This window comes from Prosthecochloris sp. (assembly GCA_015482705.2).
Lineage (GTDB): Bacteria > Bacteroidota > Chlorobiia > Chlorobiales > Chlorobiaceae > Prosthecochloris.
Map to the genome: position 1 here is coordinate 20264 of JADMLA020000009.1, position 20638 is coordinate 40901.

Annotated in this window: 16 protein-coding genes, 2 tRNA genes and 1 pseudogene; 14 read left to right on the forward strand and 5 right to left on the reverse strand. The window is 46.1% G+C overall.

What is annotated here, in order from left to right; genetic code table 11:
• Positions 1–86 precede the first annotated feature (86 nt).
• Positions 87–578, forward strand: a complete 492-nt coding sequence (locus tag QZ209_RS01965; RefSeq protein ID WP_294344184.1) for a thermonuclease family protein — start codon at positions 87–89, stop codon at positions 576–578.
• Here the strand turns inward: QZ209_RS01965 and QZ209_RS01970 are convergent.
• The 4 genes from QZ209_RS01970 to QZ209_RS01985 form a co-directional block, all read right to left on the reverse strand.
• Complete coding sequence (locus tag QZ209_RS01970) at positions 575–2572, reverse strand: PAS domain S-box protein (protein ID WP_294344188.1); 1998 nt, start codon at positions 2570–2572, stop codon at positions 575–577. The genes QZ209_RS01965 and QZ209_RS01970 overlap by 4 nt on opposite strands.
• Positions 2573–2961: 389 nt before the next feature.
• Entirely contained in the window at positions 2962–3813 is an 852-nt protein-coding gene (locus tag QZ209_RS01975; protein WP_294344192.1) for a thiamine pyrophosphate-dependent enzyme, read from the reverse strand.
• Between the two features lies 1 nt (position 3814).
• Positions 3815–5512, reverse strand: a complete 1698-nt coding sequence (locus QZ209_RS01980; protein WP_294344194.1) for a 2-oxoacid:acceptor oxidoreductase subunit alpha — start codon at positions 5510–5512, stop codon at positions 3815–3817.
• Positions 5499–6383 (reverse strand): energy transducer TonB, encoded by an 885-nt coding sequence (locus tag QZ209_RS01985; RefSeq protein WP_294344198.1) that lies wholly within the window; start codon positions 6381–6383, stop codon positions 5499–5501. Before QZ209_RS01985 ends, QZ209_RS01980 begins: the two co-directional genes overlap by 14 nt.
• A gap of 255 nt (positions 6384–6638) precedes the next feature.
• Here QZ209_RS01985 and QZ209_RS01990 point away from each other — a divergent pair, with 255 nt between their 5' ends.
• From QZ209_RS01990 to QZ209_RS02050, 13 genes are all read left to right on the forward strand, one after another.
• Positions 6639–7340, forward strand: coding sequence for an SDR family oxidoreductase (locus tag QZ209_RS01990; RefSeq protein ID WP_294344200.1), 702 nt, complete (start codon positions 6639–6641; stop codon positions 7338–7340).
• Between the two features lie 156 nt (positions 7341–7496).
• On the forward strand, positions 7497–8342 hold the full coding sequence (locus tag QZ209_RS01995; protein ID WP_294344202.1) for an alpha/beta hydrolase: 846 nt from the start codon (positions 7497–7499) through the stop codon (positions 8340–8342).
• A gap of 9 nt (positions 8343–8351) precedes the next feature.
• Complete coding sequence (gene tmk / locus QZ209_RS02000) at positions 8352–9029, forward strand: dTMP kinase (protein ID WP_294344205.1); 678 nt, start codon at positions 8352–8354, stop codon at positions 9027–9029.
• 147 nt (positions 9030–9176) lie between these two features.
• Positions 9177–10436, forward strand: a complete 1260-nt coding sequence (locus tag QZ209_RS02005; RefSeq protein WP_294344208.1) for a trehalose 6-phosphate synthase — start codon at positions 9177–9179, stop codon at positions 10434–10436.
• 56 nt (positions 10437–10492) lie between these two features.
• The gene (locus QZ209_RS02010; protein ID WP_294344211.1) at positions 10493–13645 is read left to right on the forward strand and encodes a beta-phosphoglucomutase family hydrolase; all 3153 of its coding nucleotides are present in this window, start codon (positions 10493–10495) and stop codon (positions 13643–13645) included.
• 149 nt (positions 13646–13794) lie between these two features.
• Positions 13795–14835, forward strand: coding sequence for a tRNA preQ1(34) S-adenosylmethionine ribosyltransferase-isomerase QueA (gene queA / locus QZ209_RS02015; RefSeq protein ID WP_294344214.1), 1041 nt, complete (start codon positions 13795–13797; stop codon positions 14833–14835).
• A 36-nt stretch (positions 14836–14871) separates the two neighbouring features.
• Complete coding sequence (gene ispD, locus QZ209_RS02020; protein WP_294344217.1) at positions 14872–15627, forward strand: 2-C-methyl-D-erythritol 4-phosphate cytidylyltransferase; 756 nt, start codon at positions 14872–14874, stop codon at positions 15625–15627.
• 58 nt (positions 15628–15685) lie between these two features.
• Positions 15686–15762: transfer RNA gene (locus QZ209_RS02025), tRNA-Met, on the forward strand.
• Positions 15763–15843: 81 nt separating this feature from the next.
• Positions 15844–15916: transfer RNA gene (locus QZ209_RS02030), tRNA-Gly, on the forward strand.
• Between the two features lie 53 nt (positions 15917–15969).
• The gene (locus QZ209_RS02035; RefSeq protein WP_294344220.1) at positions 15970–16413 is read left to right on the forward strand and encodes a hotdog fold thioesterase; all 444 of its coding nucleotides are present in this window, start codon (positions 15970–15972) and stop codon (positions 16411–16413) included.
• Between the two features lie 116 nt (positions 16414–16529).
• Positions 16530–17933: a radical SAM protein gene (locus tag QZ209_RS02040; protein ID WP_294344228.1), complete on the forward strand. Its 1404-nt coding sequence runs from the start codon at positions 16530–16532 to the stop codon at positions 17931–17933.
• 208 nt (positions 17934–18141) lie between these two features.
• Complete coding sequence (locus tag QZ209_RS02045) at positions 18142–18951, forward strand: class I SAM-dependent methyltransferase (RefSeq protein WP_294344223.1); 810 nt, start codon at positions 18142–18144, stop codon at positions 18949–18951.
• Between the two features lie 15 nt (positions 18952–18966).
• Positions 18967–20166 (forward strand): NADH:flavin oxidoreductase, encoded by a 1200-nt coding sequence (locus QZ209_RS02050; protein ID WP_294344225.1) that lies wholly within the window; start codon positions 18967–18969, stop codon positions 20164–20166.
• A 147-nt stretch (positions 20167–20313) separates the two neighbouring features.
• On the opposite strand, the pseudogene QZ209_RS02055 reads toward QZ209_RS02050, so the two are convergent.
• Positions 20314–20638: pseudogene (locus QZ209_RS02055) on the reverse strand (hypothetical protein); the annotation flags it as partial.

Here is a 20638-nt window from a genome sequence, read left to right on the forward strand (position 1 = left end):
TGCTACTTTCGTAAAATTTCAATTAGCTTGAAAACATATACCATAACAATAATTTTCGCCTTTTCCAGCAATACTTACACCAAAAGATGAAACAAAAAAAAACTCTCTTGACGTTGTTGTTTTTACTCATTGCCGCTGTTATCTCGTTTCTACCGAGAGTAGATAGAGATAGCGGAAATTACAAAGTATTACGCATTGCCGACGGTGACAGCTTCACCCTGACAAGAAACAATGAAGAACTTGAAATCAGACTCTACGGCATAGACTGCCCTGAGCAAAAACAACCATTGTATCGAAAAGCGGAAAGGTTTACCAGCACAATGCTTCAGAGAGGAGAGATAAGGCTTGTTGAAGTCGATAAGGACAGATACGGCAGAAGGGTTGCCTGGGTCTACATTGATTCAGTGTGCCTGAACGAAGAACTTGTCCGCCACGGACTCGCATGGCATTATAAATACCATTCAAGCGATACGTCTCTTGCCCGCCTCGAAGACAGTGCCCGAACGGTAAAAGCAGGTATATGGTCCGACCCACATGCCATACCACCATGGATGTTTCGTAGAAAAGGCAAACATTAGACGTAACGTTGTATTTCAGCCAACAGCTCGGATGAGTTGATCGGTTTTGCAAGAACAACGTCGCATCCAGCTTTTTTTGCCGCTGCTTTTTCCTCCGGATCGGCAAAAGCAGTCTGTGCAATGACCGGTAATTCCGGGCGAATCTCTTTTATTCGGCTTGTCGCCTCATACCCGTTCATCACGGGCATCTTCATATCCATGAGCACAATACGGATATCAGGTACTTTCTGAACCTTTTCAACAGCTTCCTTGCCGTTTTTCGCAAGAATCACATTCACCTTTTGATTCGATAATATGCCTTTCAACAGTAAGCGGCTTATAGAATCGTCGTCGACAACCAAAACAGGAAGCCCTGAAAAAAACATACCGTTAGCGTCTTCTTGCATATCCTGCTTCAAAAGGGGGTTCGAAACCAAATGGCTGTCGTAGGGAATCGTAAAATAAAACGAGCTTCCCTTTCCGGGAATCGAGTCAACCCGTATCGTTCCACCAAGCATTTCTACAAGTTTTTTACTGAGACTGAGCCCTAATCCTGCGCCTTCATATTCACGTGTTGCATCGAGCGAAACCTGTCTGAAATGTTCGAAAATTTTCCCTTGCTGATCATCAGGTATACCAATGCCTGTATCCCTGACATAAAACTCCAGCATCTCACCCTCTTTCCTGTAACCGAAAACCACCTCCCCTTCACGTGTATACTTCAAGGCGTTGCCGACAAGGTGCGACAATACCTGGCTGAGTCTGACCTTATCTGTCACGATAAGACTCTCTTTTGCAGAAAGACCGGCTTCAGCGGAAAAAGTGAGGTTTTTCTCCTGTGCCTGTTCAAAAAAATCAGCATGTATTTTTTCAATGATTTTATTGACGCTGGTCTTATCCGGATAGAGCGATAATTCACCGGTTTCGATTCTCGAAATATCGATGAGATTATTGATTATTGAAAGCATACGTTTTCCGCTTTCATGAATGAGCTCTATATACTGCTCTTTTTCTTTTCCGGACAAGAGAGGTTCTCTCAACAACTTGGAAAAACCAAGGATACCGTTCATCGGGGTACGTATTTCATGACTTATATTCGCAAGAAAACATGATTTCAGACGGTCGCTCTCCTCGGCTTTCTCTTTCGCATCGATCAGTTGACCCCATAATTTTTTCTTTTCGGTAATATCCTCCTTTACCGCCACAAAATTGGTTATGCGTCCCTGCTCATTGATCACGGGTGATATGCTCGCATCTTCCCAGTAAAGTTCACCGTTTTTCTTTCTATTGAGAAACTCGCCACGCCATTCCTTGCCTGAAAGAATGGCTTGCCACAAACGCTGATAGAAATCCTGAAGCATTTCACCCGACTGCAGGATACGCGGATTTTTCCCCGAAACCTCTTCAAGAGTGTAACCCGTTAAAGCGGTAAACTTCGGATTCACATATTCGATATTACCTTCACGGTCGGTTATTACAACCGCTGCAGGACTCTGCTCGATAGCCTTGTTGATGGTCTTCAGTTTTTCCTCGAACTGCTTTTCGCGAGTCACATCATCGTAAACCGCGACGATATCCCCATCTGGCAACTTGAAAATGTAGTTTTCTCTCCAACCGACGACCCTCTCATCCTCATACATCGAAACAGGATGATGCTCAGGCTGTCCCGTTCTCCATACACGCTGAAAAACGTCAAAAAGCCCGAACTCCTTCACCCCCGGAAACAGCTGCAGAACACTTTTCCCGATAACATCCTTCCTTGCGATAGTTTCGATTTTCTCGGCCGATTTGTTGAAATCCCGGAAAACGAAATCATTACCGTTATCCAGCACCTCGTAAACAGCGACACCGCTGCTAATATTTTCGAAAAGTTGCCGGAACCGCTCTTCACTCTCCCTGATTTTCTGGGTAGTCGCTTTACAAATGGAGCCGACACTCTCAAGTTGAGCGACCTTCAACCGAAGAGCTTCCAGTTCAGCAAACTGCAGGGAAAGAGCTTGTTTTTCGTCCCTCATGATATGTTATTGATATCATTGCCATTAAGTCATGAGATAATTCTATTGAACAGCATAAGGGGACATTCTCATAACGTTTTTCGTCATATAAATTAATGAAAACATTTCGAATTTTAACCAAACACTTCACAAAGCAAAGTACTTTTTGACGTACAATCAACATCTTTTTTATTTTTTTTCTCAAAAAGCATCTTTTCCCCTTTATTCGATGACGTTTGAAAAGCAAATTTGCTTTTCAAGGAAACCGGCATACGACGCAAAGAAGAAAGTTTGCAGGAAACCTCTGTCGAACCGTATAGGTTGTCGGTTGAAGAAATATGCCGTGGCAAAGAGGTCGTGACAGCAAGAAGAAAAGGCAGGAAAGAGAAAAAGCCCGCAGGAAAGTACGTTTACGTATAATCCTTCAGCATCTTTGCAAACGCTGCGTCTGCAACTGTATGCTCATAAGCAGGAGTATGGGTTATGCCGAGCATATCCTCGTATAGTTCACGCCCGTCCCGGCGATAGATAATCCCCAAAGGAAATTTGGGCGTTTCGATGGCTTTTTCGAAAGCAAGCCGACGATCAGACGGATCGTAATCGTCAGACAGATAGTAGGTATTTTCCTTAAACCACTGATAGGTGTTCTCCTTGTTGAATATCACGCAGGGTTGGAAAATATCAACGACAGACAACCCTTTGAATGCGATTGCCTGTTTTATAATCTCCCTGGTTTGATTGCCGTCGCCGACATTTGCCCGTGCAACAAACGGCGCATCGAGAGCAATCGCAACTGCAATAGGATTGAACGGTTCAAGCAGAACACCGTTGAGTTGAAGTGAAGTCTTCATACCCAAACGTGATGTCGGAGAGGCCTGCCCTTTTGTCAGACCGTATACCATATTGTCATGAACAATAACCGTTATATCGCAGTTACGGCGAATAGCATGCAGAAAATGGTTACCTCCTTCTCCGTACATGCACCCGTCACCCGATTCAGCAATAACGACAAGGTTCCTGTTTGAAAGCTTCACACCCATAGCGACCGGTAATGCACGGCCGTGCAGTCCGTTGAACATATGCGCATTGACGTACTGCGGCGTTTTTGCCCCTTGTCCGATACCGGATACGATTACGAGATTCCTGCGATCGAGAGCAAGATGATGAAGCGCCTCCTTGAGTGCATCGAGCAACTTATAGTTACCGCAACCGGGGCACCAGCCCATAGTCTTGACCTGCATATCGAATGGATTGACGATCATGTCACACCTCCTGTAGTACCTCGACAACCTCTTCAACCGAGAACGGTTCACCTGTCACTTTCAGAATCCTCTTTGAAACAGGCACACCGAATTCACGGATCAGCAAATCTGCAAACTGACCTGTTGCATTGTTTTCAAGTACAATGATATGCTTACCCTCGAGCTGTTTTTTTACCGCCATGTTCAATGGAAAAAGTTGTGAAAAGTGTAAACCGGAAAGATCTTTCCGCTGAAAATTATCGATCACTTCCTCGAGAACTCCCCTATTCGAGCCCCAGGCAACGACGACATTTTTCGCTTCCGCAGCCCCGAACAGTTCCGGCATCAACGCCTCTTCGGCAAGATACTCGAGACGCTTCAACCTTTTTTCCACCATTTTTCGTCGTAACTCAAAGTTTTCGGTCAGATGACCACTTTCATTATGTTCATGAGAGTCGACCTTGACGATGCCGTCACCATAGCCAGGCACCCCCCTGGGCGAAAGGCCATCTCCCGTCAAAGAATATCTTTTGTACTTTTCATCGGTTCTGACGATATAACGTTCTAACGGCAGCCTGACAATATCCGACTCATCCACTGCGGCAATGGAATCAAGAAAAAATTGATCGGTCAGCACAAAGACAGCTGTCTGGTATTTCTCGGCAAGATGAAAAGCCCTCTGCATCAGCTCAATTGCCTGGGCAAACGTGCCGGGAGCGAGGATAACTCGCGAAAACTCTCCATGACCTGCATATAATGTCAGATTGAGATCAGCCTGCTCGGTGCGTGTCGGCAGTCCTGTCGCAGGGCCAGGCCGCTGGCCAAGGTGAACAACAACAGGTACTTCGGTAACACCGGCAAGGCTCACCCCTTCTTCCATGAGAGCAAAGCCACCACCCGAAGTGGTAACGATTGATCGTGCTCCTGCATACGATGCCCCAAGCGCAGCATTGATAGCGGCAATTTCATCTTCTGCCTGATCGACGACAATATTGAAGTCCTCCGCATTATGGGCAAGGTACGTCAAAAGGCCGGTTCCCGGGGACATGGGATAGGAAGAAATAAAACTGCATCCCGCAGCAACCGTTCCGATTCCTACTGCCGTATTTCCATCGATCAGTAATTCACCAGGCTGTTCTTCAACCGGATCGATCGTTACCTCGATCCGTTTTTCAGCCGCCGTCTCCTTGCCAAAAGTGTATCCGAGTTTCGCTGCCGTAATATTTTTTGCGACAACATCCTCTCCTTTTGTGGCAAACTGCTCTGAGAGGTATACTGAAAATGCATCGATTGAAATCCCAAGCAGGCCAAGTACAATTCCGACCGCAACGGTGTTCGAAAATATCTTGCTTCCCGCTTTTTCAGCGAATTCAGCAATGGGTGTATCGATAAAACCGCTAATATCTTTACCTTCGAGATGCTTTTTCTCGGCAAAAACAAGAGTCGTTTCACCGATGCGGTCTTGAAGATGATCGATTGCATCTGCATTGAGTGCAACCAGAAAATCTATTTTGCTCACATACGCTCCGCGTTTTCGAGCAGTAACCCTTACTTCCGTGGAATTGCTCCCGCCCCTGATACGGGACATGAATTCAGTACAGGCAAACACATAATACCCGTTTCTTTTCAGCACCCTCACGAGCGCTTCTGCTATTGTCTGTACGCCCTGCCCCGCGGCCCCGCCGAACACAATGGAAATATCGTTTTCAAAGTGATGCATTACCAAGGGTTTTTATCTCACAGTAAACAGGTTCGGAAAATTTTTGCACGTAAAAATACGGCACTGCGATTGTCACCGTCCCATCGACCGCCACACCGTTGCTGCGAGCAGGATAAAATTCCGATTCCATAGCCGCCTTGTGCGCCGATTTATCAAACACCTTGCAATTGAAAGGATCATGCTTTACTATAACCGCCTTTTTCGGAGTACCGTTTCTGCTGACCGATACTTTTACAAAAACAACCCCTTCTGCACCCGAAAGTCTCGCACCTTTCGGATAATAAGGCTTTTCAAGCATTTTCAGCACCGGACCATGAGTCCTCTTCTCCTTGACTAAACCGAATTTTTCACGGTCCAGCACCTTGACATATGTCCTTTCATAGCTCTTCCTGTCCTCGAGAGGCAAAATACGAGCCTGTTTTTTCGGAATCCTCACAAAAGGCTTTTCGTTTCTAACATCAGGGGATGTTGAAGCCGTCCAGGGTTGCAAAGAACTGTCTTTCAGACGAAACCAAACCGGTACATCGAGCCAGCGCCTCACCGGAATACCATCTTTTGTCGCTGCCTTGTAAGACGCTTTCGTCAACGCAGAAATTACAGCGTTGTCGAACACCCAACATTCAGGTGAACTGCGCTTGATAATTTCCGCCTTGACGGGATGACCGTTTTCAGCGACAAGAACCCTCCCGAGCAAGACTCCTTCAATACCGTTTCTTTCGGCCGAAAGAGGATACATGAATTTCAGTTTGGATTGTAACGATGGTGAATGTTCGCACATCGCCGGCTGCGCAGACAATAAAACCGGAACACAGAGCAGCAGGAAGATAAAAACCTTGTCGAGTGCTAACCGCAAATAACTATACCGTTTCATAGGGGTGCCGTTTGGGGTTGTCACATAGCTGTTTGCCTCTGGAAATAAAATTACGTTTTTTACCGAAACATACCTCAATACAGAAGTACATTTCACGAAAAAAATCAGAAAGCACCATTATGTCAGAACATGGTACACCCCAACGGCTACCTCAGGAAAGATCCTTTTGCAAAACAACGATAACTGATTACCTTCTTCATACGAACCATCAAGCCTGTTGTTATAATCAGCGAAACATCTCTTAAATAAAGAGCCATGCAGAATCGGAAAGTTCTTCTTGTTACGGGAGCTTCCACCGGAATAGGGGAAGCTGCAGCAAGACATGCAGTAGCTTCAGGTTACCGGGTTGTACTCACCGCCCGATCGACAGGTAAACTCGAAGCCTTGCGTGATGAGCTGGGTGCGGACAATGCAATTGCCGTCTCATGCGATGTTTCGGACTGGAAAGCTCAGCAACATATGCTCGAGACCACTCTTGAATACTATGGACAGGTCGATGCTGTGTTTGCCAATGCAGGATTTTCGAAAGGCTCACCATTTTACGGCGGTGAAAACAAATTCGAAGAGTGGAGAGAAATGGTGCTCACCAATGTTTTCGGTGCTGCCGTCACCGCACGGTTATGTTTACCCGAACTGGTAAAAACCAAAGGCCACTTTCTCATTACCGGTTCGGTCGTCGGCCATATCACTTCGATACGCAACCTTTACTCTGCCACCAAGTGGGCTGTTAGCGCCATTGCACAAGCCGTCCGTAATGAAATGGTCGGAACAGGTATCCGTGTGACCCTTTTGGAGCCCGGAGTCGTCGATACTCCTTTCTGGGGAGCCGTACCGAAGCCAGGCACTCCAGAGCTGGAACCTGATGACATCGCTCGCGCGGTGATGTATGCCATTGGCCAGCCTCCGCATGTTGATGTGAATCAGGTTTTGATACGTCCCACGGGACAACCCCATTAAAACCGTCGAATACCCGGCTGAGCAACTGTCGCTCATTCACCAGCCTCTGACGTACTGGAATCTTTTTCACCACCCGCCTTGTTGTTTGTTTTTCAAAGCGTTCGGGTTGCCGAATACCCCTTTCTCCTGAAACCAGTTTGACAACTCTTTTTCACTATGCCATTCAACAGCAGCACTATCATCCTTGACGGTCACAAACATCGTTTCATAGACACCGGCAGTTCCAAACCAACATTACTTTTACTCCATGGTATATCATGTTCTTTGAACTTTTTCGAAGAGACAATCCCGTTGTTTTCACGATCGTTCAGAGTTCTCGCACTCGATCTGCTTGGATTCGGCGGATCGGACAAGCCGAGAAAAATCGCTTACTCACTCGAACTTTACTCTTCACTGATCAAAGAGTTTCTGGATAAAACCCGTAACAACGAGAATGAAAAAATCTTTGCCGTCGGCCATTCAATGGGCGGTAAATACTTGCTGTCAACCGCCCTTCTTTATCCTGGCAGTTTCGACAAACTGGTACTGAGCAATACCGACGGTTTTACCGAACCGCCCCGTTGGGTCAGAGGCATAAGCCTGCCGGGCATAAAACAAGTTCTGAAAAAGGTATTTACCAGTGAACCGGTTTCATCGAAAGCCTTCAAAACAGCATTTCACAACCCGGAACAGGTAAACAATGTTTCCTACAAAAAAAACCTCGCTATTTCAAGAGATAAAGATGCAATGGAAACTATTATGGCTCTGAACAGAAATTATAAACACCTTGACTTTTCAAGAACAGGACTTCGCCAGCAGCTCGACCAGCTGACTATCCCGGTTCTGATTTTATGGGGGGATCATGATCTGTATATTTCACCATCGGTCGCCGGGATAGTACACAACGAAATTCCCGGTTCGGAACTGTATATTTTCAAAAACTGCGGTCATTCTCCCATGCTTGAATGTCCTGAATCATTCAGCAACAAAGTTGTCCGCTTTCTTCTCAACGACGAACAATAATCCTCGACAATGCTCATTACTTTCGAAGGCATCGATGGCGCTGGAAAGTCAACGCAAGTAAAAAAGCTCAAAAAATTCCTAACGGAAAAGGGTCATGAAGTGCTTACCCTGCGGGAACCTGGCGGTACTGCCGTTGCCGAAAAAATCCGGGACCTTCTGCTTGCAAGCAAACATGACATCACACCGATCGGCGAACTCCTGCTCTTTTCCGCAAGCCGTGCAGAACTGGTACAGAACATCATAGTACCTGAACTGCGACAAAACAGAATTGTTATTCTGGACCGTTTCTACGATTCAACAACAGCATATCAAGGTTACGGCCGAGGCTTGGATCTCGAGACGCTTCATCAGATCAACGCCATATCTTCTTTCGGCTTAACACCCGACTTTACGTTCTTCCTGGATATTTCTCCTGAAGACGCCCTCATCAGAAAGTTTTCCGAAAAGTCGATCCCCCTCGCCTTCGAAGAAAGTGAACTCGACCGAATGGAAAGTTCGGGGCTCGCTTTTTATCAACGGGTAAGGGAAGGCTACATGAAACTTGTCGAGACCAATGAACGTTTCATACTACTGGACGCCGGTGACGAGCCTCAGAAAATTCACTCGAAAATAATTCAGAAGCTGGCTCCCTTTTGCAGTAACGAACAGAATGAGCCGATACAGTCCGAAAAACACGAAAAGTGTTGAGCAATCTGTAACTGCCGGATATAAGATTAGAAATCGGGTTTTCGGCCGAACGTTACTTTTTCGCAAAAACTAAACCCTTTAAACAGATCTTTTATTAGATTGTTAGTCTTATTTTTGTAAAAAACATTGTTTAGGCAGCCGGAACTCATGCAAACACTGATTCTGAAAGAAAAGAAACTCGAGACATGTACGTCACCCATCACTCTTCAGGACATCCGAACGCTTAAAGAACTTTACCAGCTCAAATCCGAAACCCGTGATCTTCGCCAGCCCATAGTGCGTAACATCATGAAGCAAAGGGTCGTTGGCCAGCAATGTATCGAGTCTCTGAAAAATGCCCTTTACTCACTCGAAACGATTCATATAGACGACTATACGGGACAGAGAGTCTTGCGGCTTGACGGCAGGAAACAGATCGAGGTCGACCTGACCTACGAGATCAGAGAGTTGAAAAAAGACATATACTACCTTGAATATGGTGAAGATCACTTCATCAATTATTTAGCGAAATTCATACCCGATTTTCGAAAATATGTGAATGAAGGCATCAGGATGCTTCGAGGCAAATCATTCAATGCATTCATTACAGATCGTGACGGAACGACAAACAATTACTGCGGCAGGTACCGCTCATCCGTTCAGCCGATTTATAACTCCGTATTCCTGTCGAGATTCGCAAAAAATTGTTGCCGCTATCCGATCTTCATCACCTCGGCACCGCTTAAAGATTTCGGGATCCTCAATGTATCGATAAATCCCAGCGACATTTTTTTCTATGCTGGATCGAAAGGCAGAGAGTTCATCGACCCTGAGGGAGAATTCCATAGTTACCCTATCGACGAACACAAGCAGGAACTCATACACCTGCTCAATGAGAGGATGCGTCAGTTGCTCGAGGACCCGTGTTTGGAAAAATTCAATTTTATCGGTTCGGCCCTGCAGTTCAAGTTCGGACAAACAACTATCGCCCGGCAAGACATCACCTGCTCGATCAATCCTGAAGAATCAACGGCTCTTCTTGAAAAGGTCGAAAGCATAGTTAAAGAGATCGATCCCGAATGCAGAAATTTCAGGATCGAGGATACCGGTCTCGATATCGAGATAATTCTCACTATCGATCAGAAAGAGGATAATTCCGTCAAAGATTTTGACAAGGGTGACGGGTTGGAGTTTATCTGCAATACAATTGCTATCGACTCGGAATGCGGCCCGAACCTCGTTTGCGGGGACACCGCTTCAGACATTCCCATGCTGAAAAAAGCCGTTGAGTTATGCGATGATGTATGGAGCATTTTTGTCACCAGGGACGAAAATCTGGCAAAAGAAGTACAGCAGATCTGCCCCAAGAGCATGATCGTACCATCGCCCGACATTCTTCTTACCATTCTGGGGCTGCTTTCCTTGTAATAGCTGTTTCTATTTTCATAAAATCTCAATAACTGGCTTCATACTAATACTATACTATGCTTAAAGGTGTCATTTTCGATCTGGACGGAGTTGTGACAGGAACCGCAAAAATCCACAGCCTCGCCTGGGAATCGATGTTCAACGAATTTCTCAAAGAATACGCAGAAGCGAACAATGAACCCTTCGTACCGTTCAACCCCGGTCTTGACTACTTGAATTATGTCGACGGCAAACCTCGTATGGAAGGTGTCAGAAGTTTCCTTGAATCCCGAGAGATCGAACTCCCTTTTGGCGAAATCGACGATGTACCGGAAATGCCCACGGTTTGCGGTCTCGGAAATCGAAAAAACCAGGTTTTCACGGAAATCCTCATCAAAGAAGGCCCTGAGGTATTTCAAAGTACCGTCGACTTCATACAGGAACTGAAATCGAGAGGTGTACGGATCGGAATTGCATCTTCCAGCAGAAACTGCAAACTCATTCTCGAACTTGCAAAACTCGAACACCTTTTTGAAACCAGAGTGGATGGTGAAGTTTCTCTTGAACTAAAACTCAAAGGCAAACCCAATCCCGATATTTTCACAACCGCTGCCGACAATCTCGGCCTTCATCCCCACGACTGTGTTGTCGTGGAAGACGCCATTTCCGGAGTTCAGGCTGGGTCTGCAGGAAATTTTGGCCTGGTACTCGGTATTGCCCGTGAAATCGAAGGAATGAAGCTTCAGGAAGAAGGAGCTGATATCGTCGTCAGAGATCTTGGCGAAATACGTGTCGAAAAAGTTTTTGAATGGTTTGAAAAAGATCTGATCGAAGACGGATGGAATCTTCGTTACGCCACTTTCAAACCTGAAGAGGAAAAGTTACGGGAAACGCTGACGGCCATTGGCAACGGCTATCTTGGAACAAGAGGTGCATACGAAGGATCCAGAGCATCTCTCCACCACTACCCGGGAACGTATCTTGCGGGCATATTCAACAAAATACCTTCTGAAGTTCATGGAGAAACCATTTATAATAACGATTTCGTCAACTGCCCCAACTGGCTTCCCATAGAATTCAGAATATGCTGCGGTGATTTCATAGATCCTTTCGATCAGAAAATTCTGAGTTACCGGCAGGACCTCGATATCAAAAACGCCGTCATGAACCGTGAAATTGTTTTTCAGGACAATCTCGGCAGGATAACCCGAATATCGAGCAGACGGCTTGCAAGCATGGCTAATCCTCATCTCTGTGCCCTGCAATTCTCGTTTCTCCCGATCAATTACACCGGCGATATTGAATTCAGGGCCGCCATCGACGGAACCATCGAAAACAAGGGTGTTGCAAGATATAGCGCTCTTGCATCCGATCATCTCGAACATGTCGACAGCGGAACTTCGGACGACGGAATATTCCTGCATGTCCAGACAAACAGCTCCCAATACCAGATAGTGACACACGCAAAAAGCCGTATAACGGTATCCGGATCACCGGTAACAGCTGAAAAAAACATTGAATCTTCTCCTCGATATATCGCAGAACTTTTCAAAGTACCGCTCGAAAGCGGTCAGGAGTGTACGATAGAAAAATTCGTAACCTATCATTCCTCCCTCGATAACGACCATGACGACCCTAAAGCAGCAGGTGATAAAACCATATGTGAAGCTCGAAGTTTCATCGAACTGCTCGATGCCCATTCTTCAGCGTGGGAAAAAATATGGGATAAAAGCAACATTTCCATCGATGGCGACCGTTTCAGCCAGAAAGCACTTCGTTTTCACACCTACCATCTTCTGGGAACCGCTTCACCGCACAATCCGTCCATCGATGCCGGTATGCCGGCAAGAGGCCTGAATGGAGAAGCGTATCGAGGCCACATCTTCTGGGACGAAATCTACATCCTTCCGTTCTTCATCCACCATTTCCCTGATATAGCCAAGGCCCTCTTGATGTATCGTTACAACAGGCTCGATGCGGCAAGAGCATATGCGAGAGAAAATGGATTCAACGGCGCCATGTTCCCCTGGCAAACAGCCGATGACGGCAGCGAGGAAACCCAGATTGTCCATTACAACCCTCAAAGCGGCACATGGGGCCCGGACCTGAGCCGAAACCAGAGACACGTTTCAATTGCAGTGTTTTACAATACATGGCGCTATGTTCATGAAACAAAAGACACCGTTTTCCTGGAAGAATACGGTGCTGAAATACTGTTTGAAATCGCCCGATTCTGGGCCGGCATCGCAAGACACCTACCCGATACCGATCAGTATCATATCGAAGGTGTCATGGGACCGGATGAGTTTCATGAAAAACTCCCGGAAAGCCATAAGGAAGGTCTGAAAGACAATGCCTACACGAACATTATGACTGCCTGGCTTCTAGAAAAAGCCGTTGAAATTTCCGAAACACTCGACCCGTCGGTGATGGACAAGCTCGTTACCAACATCAATCTCGGGTATGACGAAATCGAGGAGTGGAAAAAGATCTGCAGTAGCATGCATATCATTCTTACGAAGGACGGAATACTCGAGCAATTCGATGGATATATGGGGCTCAAAGAACTCGACTGGGCTCAATACAGGAAAAAGTACGGCAATATCCACCGTATGGACAGAATCCTCAAAGCCGAAGGTGACTCACCGGACAATTATAAAGTCGCAAAACAAGCCGACGTACTGATGACGTTCTATACACTTTCCCCGTTGGAAGTCAAGCACATCCTTGAAAACAACGGACATCGTATCAATGATGCCGTCAAAATGGTAAGAGACAACTATACCTATTACGAACCTCGTACCAGTCATGGCTCGACACTCAGCAAGGTAGTTCATGCGATCATCTCGAGCTATCTCCATGACGGGCACGAAACAGCCTGGCGCTGGTTTAGCGAATCATTGAAAAGCGATATCGAGGATACACAAGGAGGAACAACCCAGGAAGGGATACATTGTGGTGTAATGGGAGGCACCCTTGACACGGTTACCCGCTATTTTGCCGGTATTTCCTTTACCAACGACATGCTCAATGTTCACCCCAATCTTCCCGAGCATTGGAGATCGCTGGACTTTACGATCTGTTTCCGTAACAACTGGTATCATTTGGACATAACCCCCCAAACCATTACCGTACAGCTTATGGAAAGCCAGGAAGAAAGTGTTTCGGCAACTATTGCCGGCCATAAGGTAACGATAGCCAAAGGAGAAAAAGCATCCTGCAATTGCTGACTCCCTCCAGTAAAGAAACAAGGATTCTCGACGATTCTCTTTCAGAGTCGAGAATCTTCTGTCGATCTCTACAGTTTGTTTTTTTGCCGGGAAACGGTATATAGTAACACATTATTTTTCCATATTCTTGACCTATTGTCCCTTACGTTATGCGGCTTTCAAATTTTCGATACAGCTTACCGAAGACCCGAATCGCTGACCGTCCGGTCGACGACCGTGACACCTGCAAGCTTATGGTGTTGAACCGTAGAAAAAAAGAAATCGATAATAAAGTTTTTTCCGATATCGTTTCTTATTTCAAAAAAGGCGATCTCCTCGTTCTGAACAACAGCAGGGTCTTTCCAGCAAAAATTTTCGGCCAGAAAGAAAAAACCGATGCGAAAATCGAAGTCTTTCTCTTACGCGAGCTGAACAAGGAGGCCGGTTTGTGGGATGTTCTTGTAGACCCGGCCAGAAAAGTACGTGTCGGGAACAAGATATATTTTCAAGACGATGTTGTGGCCGAAGTCGTTGACAATACAACATCAAGAGGCCGTACCATACGGTTTCTCAATCCAGAAATAGATGTTTTCGATCTTGTAGAAAAAATCGGCACTGTTCCGCTCCCGCCCTATTTCACAAGAAAACCGGATGACTCCGATCGAAAAGACTATCAAACGGTTTATGCATCTCAAACAGGTGCCGTGGTTGCTCCGATGGCCGGTCTCCACTTTACAATGCCGCTGCTTGAAGCAATAAAGAAAAAAGGGGTTAAAATACTCCCGTTGACACTTCATCCAAGCCTCAGTTCGTTCAATGCCATCGAGGTGGAGGATGTCTCCAAGCATAAGATGGACTCCGAGTACTTCAACATTCCCTACCAGACAGCAATGGAAATCAATGAAACCAAGCTGAATAAGTCCGGAAGGGTTATCGCTGTAGGAACAACAACCTGCAGGGTACTTGAAGCCAACGCGACAGTCGAGGGAAAAATCAAGTTCGGCCAGGGCTGGACAGACAAGTTCATCTATCCGCCCTACCAGTTCAAGGTCACCGATGCGCTCGTCACCAATTTTCAACAGCCTGAAACAACGCTGCTCATGATGGTCAGTGCATTTGCCGAATACCGACTGCTGATGGATGCTTATAAAAAAGCCCTGAAAAGCGATTATCGCTTCCTGGCATATGGCGATGCGATGTTTATTCATTAATTGATCCAGCAAGCGTCTCAAACAAACCAAGGCACCATGAGTTCATATGCCATAATTGCAGCGAGCGGCATCGGAAAACGCATGAAACTGCAAAAAGGTCAAAGTAAGCAGTTACTCGAAATCGGAGGATATCCAGTCATTTATCATACACTCTCCGCATTCGAGCAGGCGGACTCCATCGATACTGTTTTTATTGCAACAAAGCCTGAAAGTATCGGAATACTGGAAAGCATGAAACAACGGTATGGCTTCTCCAAAATAGAGTCCATCATACCCGGCGGCAAAGAACGTCAGGACTCTATTTTCAACTGCATCGACCTTATAGAAAAACAGATAGCCTCAACCGGCGAGTCACCTGAAGCCATCCTGGTTCATGACGGAGCAAGACCGTTCATTCAATCCTGGGAAATCGATGATATTGTATCTCTCGCAACACAATACGGAGCTTGCGTACCAGCCACGAAACCAAAAGATACAATCAAGTACATTGCCGACAATCCTGATTTTTTCGGCGAAACGCTTGACCGAAGCCGCTTGCTTCAGGTACAGACACCGCAAGGATTCGCTTCGAAAACTCTGATCCAGGCCCATAAACACGCCAGATTAGAGCAATGTTATGCAACCGATGATGCCGCCCTGGTGGAAAAATTTTTCCCTGAGCAGAATATAAAAATCTATGAAATGGGATATCATAACATCAAAATCACCACTCCGGAAGATGTACACCTTGCTGAAGCCATCCACACGAAGCTACGGATACAGCAGAAAACTCAATCACCCGAAAATAATTGAAACGACAAAAAAACATTGTGTTATAGATTAACTGTTCGTATATTAGCAGCCCTGTGAAGGTGAGGTAGCTCAGTTGGTAAGAGCGCAGGATTCATAACCCTGAGGTCGAGGGTTCAACTCCCTCCCTCACCACCATTGTTGAATTGTTGGAATCACATCGGCGAGCATTAGGCATGCCCACCTTTTTCACCTTTGCCTTTTGCCTTTTCTTCTTATGCGGGTGTAACTCAGTTGGTAGAGTGTTTGCTTCCCAAGCAAAATGTCGCGAGTTCGAGTCTCGTCACCCGCTCAACCACAGATGCCGTCCACAAGAACATTTCTCCGCAAAACCATTTTTCATCTATGAGCGAGCCTTCGATTTTCACTGTCCCGGTAACCGTTGAAGATATCAATACAACCCAGATCATCGATGGCCAGATGGCGAAACATATCGGCATTGAAATGACAGAAATCGGCCAGGATTACATGGTAGCGAAAATGCCTGTCGATCACCGCACGATCCAGCGTATCGGCATCATGCACGGTGGTGCTTCGCTCGCTCTGGCAGAAACTATCGGCAGTATTGCTGCGTCGTACTGCATAGACCGGGAAAACTTTTTCATTGTAGGGCAGGAAATCAACGCAAACCACATACGCTCTGTCAGAGAAGGTCATGTTCACGCCAAAGCAACCCCGCTTCACCTTGGCAAACGTTCCCAGGTCTGGGATATCCGCATCACCAACGATGAAAACAAGCTGGTCTGTGTAAGCAGGTTTACGGTAGCAGTACTGAAAAAAAGGATCTAGTCATATCGACAAATGAGCATTTGCCCAATTTTAGGATACATGTTTTTCTTGATTTTTTTCATACCTTAGTAGTTCATAATCAGCTGTAATTCACACCATCAGTAATGTCAGTAGGTATGCAGATCGATCAGCCTGAGACTGTCCTTTCACCCGATTCCACGATATACTCGGAAGAGCATCTCAAACAGCTCGTCTCAGAACAGAAATCCCGAAAAAAGTGGTTGCTTGTCCAGCCAACAAGTAACACCAGCATGATGGTTGATTCCGGAACGGTCAGCATGCCCCTCAACCTGTTGATGGTTGCAACGCTGGTCGGCGAGCTTTTTGATGTCGCATTTATCGATGAACGTCTCGGTGAAGAAGTACCGGAAGATTTTTCCGGCTTTGATGTCGTTGCGATCACATCCCGTACCTTGAATGCTTCAAAAGCATACGCTATAGGAGAATCAGCGAGGAAACAGGGTAAAATCGTCATTCTCGGTGGTGTCCACCCGACCATGCTGCATGACGAAGCAAGGTCACACTGTACCAGCGTCGTCTATGGAGAGATAGAATCCGTTTGGACTGAACTTGCGACCGATGTCATTCTTGGAAAAATGAAAGAGGTTTACCGCGCCTGTGCGCTGAAACCTATGGAATCGATGCGTCATCCGGATTTCAGCTATGCACTCCGCTCGAAAAGTGCCAAGAAATACAGCTCGTTGATCCCCATATTGGCAACAAAAGGCTGCCCTGTAGGCTGCAACTTCTGCACCACACCGACAATCTACGGTAAAAACTACCGATACAGGGAAATCGACTTCGTGCTCGATGAAATGCGCTACCACCAAGAACGTCTCGGCAAGCAAAAAGTGAGCTTCTCGTTTATGGATGATAACATCAGTTTCAGACCCAAGTATTTTATGGAACTGCTTGAAGAGATGGAAAAACTTGAAATACGGTGGAATGCCAATATCTCCATGAACTTCCTTCACAAACCGGAAGTGGCTGAGCTTGCAGGGCGCTCGGGCTGCGATTTGATGAGCATCGGTTTTGAATCTCTCAATCCCGAAACTCTCAAAAGCGTCCACAAAGGGTCCAATAAACTCGGCAACTACGAAGCTGTTGTACGGAACCTTCATAAAAACGGAGTGGCCATTCAGGGTTATTTTATGTTCGGTTTCGATAATGAAAGCGACGAAAGTTTTCAGATGACCTATGACTTCATCATGAAGAACCAGATCGAGTTTCCGGTCTTCTCTCTTGTAACTCCTTTTCCCGGAACACCTTATTTCGACGAAATGAAAACGAGATTACGGCATTTCGACTGGGACAAGTATGACACATATCACTATATGTTCGAACCTACCAAGATGTCAGGAGAAAAACTGCTCGAAAATTTTGTAAAACTTCAACGTGAAGTATACAAGGGTCGTGCTATCATGAAACGCATGAAAGGGAAACCAGTCAACTGGGTATGGTTCGTCAATTACATGATGCACCGTTTCACGAAGAAACTGAAACCTGAGATTTACCTATAAACCAGGCCGAGTGTATACTTGCACTGATACTGTTGATTTTCAGACTCGAACTGCTCTGCTTCCCCTCATTTCTTTACCGGTGTTTGTTCTCTTTTTTCCTTCTTTTATCATCGATCTGATACAGCTTCGGTTCCTGTAAATTTTTTTATTTGAGAAGCTTTTCGGAATTTCTCTTTATTCGTTTCTTGTCTCTTGTCATGAATCTTTTATGTCCTACATTCATTCTTACAACGATACCGAACGGCAGCGGCTACTCGAACAGGCAGATTTTCTTGAAAAGTATCTCTATCCGACAATTTCATTCGATCCGTGTGACTCTCTCCTCGAGATAGGATGCGGGGTCGGCGCGCAAATCCGTTGCATGCTCGGACGCTTCAAGTCAGCAAAGATAACCGGAGTCGACAAAGAATATTCGCAGGTGGAGCAGGCACTCGCAAACCTGCCGGACGAAGTGCAGAGAGGAACGGTCGAACTGTTTACCGCTGCTGGAGACCATTTACCCTTTAATGACAATACCTTTGATGGTGCATATATATTCTTTGTCTTCGAACATCTTTCAGATCCCGTACCGGTCATCCGGGAAATAAAGCGGGTGCTCAAACCGGGTGGTAAGTTCTATTGCACCGAAGTGGTCAATCAAGGCGTCTATGTTTATCCTCACAGCCCTTCCATCAACGATTATTGGGCAGCGTTCAACAGGTTACAAAGCGAACTCGGAGGAAATCCAGATATCGGACTCCATCTCGCGTCGGCATGCATCGATGCCGGTCTGAACATCAGATCTTTCAGACCGGTACCGGTTATGATGGACAAACGAATGACGGACAGTGGAGAGCGGAAACATTTTCTTCATATGTGGAAACGATGCCTGTTGAGCGGAGCATCTGTCCTGCTCGAACGCGGAAAGATCGAACAGGACATCCCTGAAAAAGTATCCGACGAGTTCGAAAAACTCAGCATCGATCCCGAATCGATTTTTCAGTACGATGCCCGTCAGATTCTTGCAGTCAAACAATAGCAAAGTTGGCATGAGATGAAACCCTCCATTTTCGAGCCTTCCTCCATTGCAGGAATGACACTAAAAAACCGTTTCATCCGATCCGCCACTCATGAAAGCATGGCTGATGAACATGGTACACCGACAGATGCTCTTGAAAAACTATATATACGATTGGCTGAAGGAGGTGTGGGAGCAATCATCACAGGATATGCCGGAGTGCAGCAGGATGGCAAAAGCAGCTTGTTACGCATGCTGATGATCGATACTGATGAATTGATACCCGCTTACCGTAACCTCACCGATAGGATTCATGAATATGGAACACCTGTCATTCTTCAGATCGCCCACTGCGGGCGACAGACAAGACGAGCGGTAACCGGTCATCCTACTGTAGCCCCGTCTCCTATCGACGATTTCATCTTTCATGAAGAAACGCCGCATGAACTCGATAACCGGGGAATCGAAGCCATTATCGAAAGCTTTGTATCCGCTGCGGAACGAGCGAAAAAAGCCGGTTTCGACGGCATTCAGCTTCATTTGGCACATGGCTACCTGTTATCACAGTTTCTCTCGGATCACACCAATCGCCGCAGAGATAAATGGGGAGGATCAACAGTTAACAAACTCAGAATCGTATCGGAAATAATAAACCGTATTCGGCAAACAATCGGCAACTATCCCGTTCTGGCAAAAATCAATGCTTTCGATAACAGAAAAGGCGGTATGCGCGTCGAAGAAGCTGTCGAGATCGCTCGTCTGCTTGAGCACCATGGCTGTGACGCCATAGAAATATCGTCCGGAGTGGTTGAAGATGGACTCGCCATCATGAGAGGCTCACACCCTCCGATGGAGGCGCTCTTCAAAAGCAGCTTCAGGTTCAACAACATGCCGACACTCATGAAAACCGTTGCCTCCCCGTTTATTCATTTCGCCATGCGCTCCCCCAAACCTTTACACGGTTATAATCTCGAAGCGGCACAATCGATAAAAAAAGCTGTATCGATCCCGGTTATCACTGTCGGCGGGCTCCATGACCTTTCCGATATCTCAGCGGCACTCGAAAACGGCTCAACCGACTATGTCTCCATGTCCCGCCCGTTCATTATAGAACCGAATATCGTCAGAAAGTTTCAGGATGGCGCGCAAACAGCCTCCCGCTGTATTATGTGCAACTATTGTGCGTTGATGATCGAGGTGGATACTGTCAAATGTTATTACGGCAGATTGCCGTGATAACAGAAACAAGCCTTTTGCAGGTTCATTGAACATTCCCCGTTGTTTGAACAGACATTTTCGTTTTCTGAGCCGTTCTTTTTTCGACTGTTGTCAGCAGCATGAATTCACGATGATTCATGCCTGCTGACACAATACACGGATTCCTTACACTTCCGGATCCTTGACAGGGAAAACATCGTCAAAAAAAGTTGACGCTTCGTCAATCTGCGCTTTTCGCTGCGCTTGAATGAAATCATCCAGATATTTTCTGATCTCCGGATCCTCGAGAGCCTCGTAATCGAAAGCATTCGCTGCAAATTCGTAATCGAAATGAATTTCTACGATTTTATGACTTGCACATCGAGTAGCGAACCCTGAATTTTCACGTGTAAAATTGACTCTGTACTGCTTGAGTTTCGGCGTGTAAACAATCTGCTCACCCACTTTGAAGACTTCCAAAGCAACGCCGATCGTTATCGTCCTGTAGTAA

What these genes read in the sequence shown, in the direction of transcription:
- QZ209_RS01970 (WP_294344188.1), bottom strand. Translation starts at nt 2,572, where the DNA reads ATGAGGGACGAAAAACAAGCTCTTTCCCTGCAGTTTGCTGAACTGGAA.
- QZ209_RS01980 (WP_294344194.1), bottom strand. Translation starts at nt 5,512, where the DNA reads ATGCATCACTTTGAAAACGATATTTCCATTGTGTTCGGCGGGGCCGCG.
- QZ209_RS02035 (WP_294344220.1), top strand. Translation starts at nt 15,970, where the DNA reads ATGAGCGAGCCTTCGATTTTCACTGTCCCGGTAACCGTTGAAGATATC.
- QZ209_RS01975 (WP_294344192.1), bottom strand. Translation starts at nt 3,813, where the DNA reads ATGATCGTCAATCCATTCGATATGCAGGTCAAGACTATGGGCTGGTGC.
- QZ209_RS01995 (WP_294344202.1), top strand. Translation starts at nt 7,497, where the DNA reads ATGCCATTCAACAGCAGCACTATCATCCTTGACGGTCACAAACATCGT.
- queA (WP_294344214.1), top strand. Translation starts at nt 13,795, where the DNA reads ATGCGGCTTTCAAATTTTCGATACAGCTTACCGAAGACCCGAATCGCT.
- tmk (WP_294344205.1), top strand. Translation starts at nt 8,352, where the DNA reads ATGCTCATTACTTTCGAAGGCATCGATGGCGCTGGAAAGTCAACGCAA.
- QZ209_RS02040 (WP_294344228.1), top strand. Translation starts at nt 16,530, where the DNA reads ATGCAGATCGATCAGCCTGAGACTGTCCTTTCACCCGATTCCACGATA.
- QZ209_RS01985 (WP_294344198.1), bottom strand. Translation starts at nt 6,383, where the DNA reads ATGAAACGGTATAGTTATTTGCGGTTAGCACTCGACAAGGTTTTTATC.
- QZ209_RS01990 (WP_294344200.1), top strand. Translation starts at nt 6,639, where the DNA reads ATGCAGAATCGGAAAGTTCTTCTTGTTACGGGAGCTTCCACCGGAATA.
- QZ209_RS02010 (WP_294344211.1), top strand. Translation starts at nt 10,493, where the DNA reads ATGCTTAAAGGTGTCATTTTCGATCTGGACGGAGTTGTGACAGGAACC.
- QZ209_RS02050 (WP_294344225.1), top strand. Translation starts at nt 18,967, where the DNA reads ATGAAACCCTCCATTTTCGAGCCTTCCTCCATTGCAGGAATGACACTA.
- QZ209_RS02045 (WP_294344223.1), top strand. Translation starts at nt 18,142, where the DNA reads ATGTCCTACATTCATTCTTACAACGATACCGAACGGCAGCGGCTACTC.
- QZ209_RS01965 (WP_294344184.1), top strand. Translation starts at nt 87, where the DNA reads ATGAAACAAAAAAAAACTCTCTTGACGTTGTTGTTTTTACTCATTGCC.
- ispD (WP_294344217.1), top strand. Translation starts at nt 14,872, where the DNA reads ATGAGTTCATATGCCATAATTGCAGCGAGCGGCATCGGAAAACGCATG.
- QZ209_RS02005 (WP_294344208.1), top strand. Translation starts at nt 9,177, where the DNA reads ATGCAAACACTGATTCTGAAAGAAAAGAAACTCGAGACATGTACGTCA.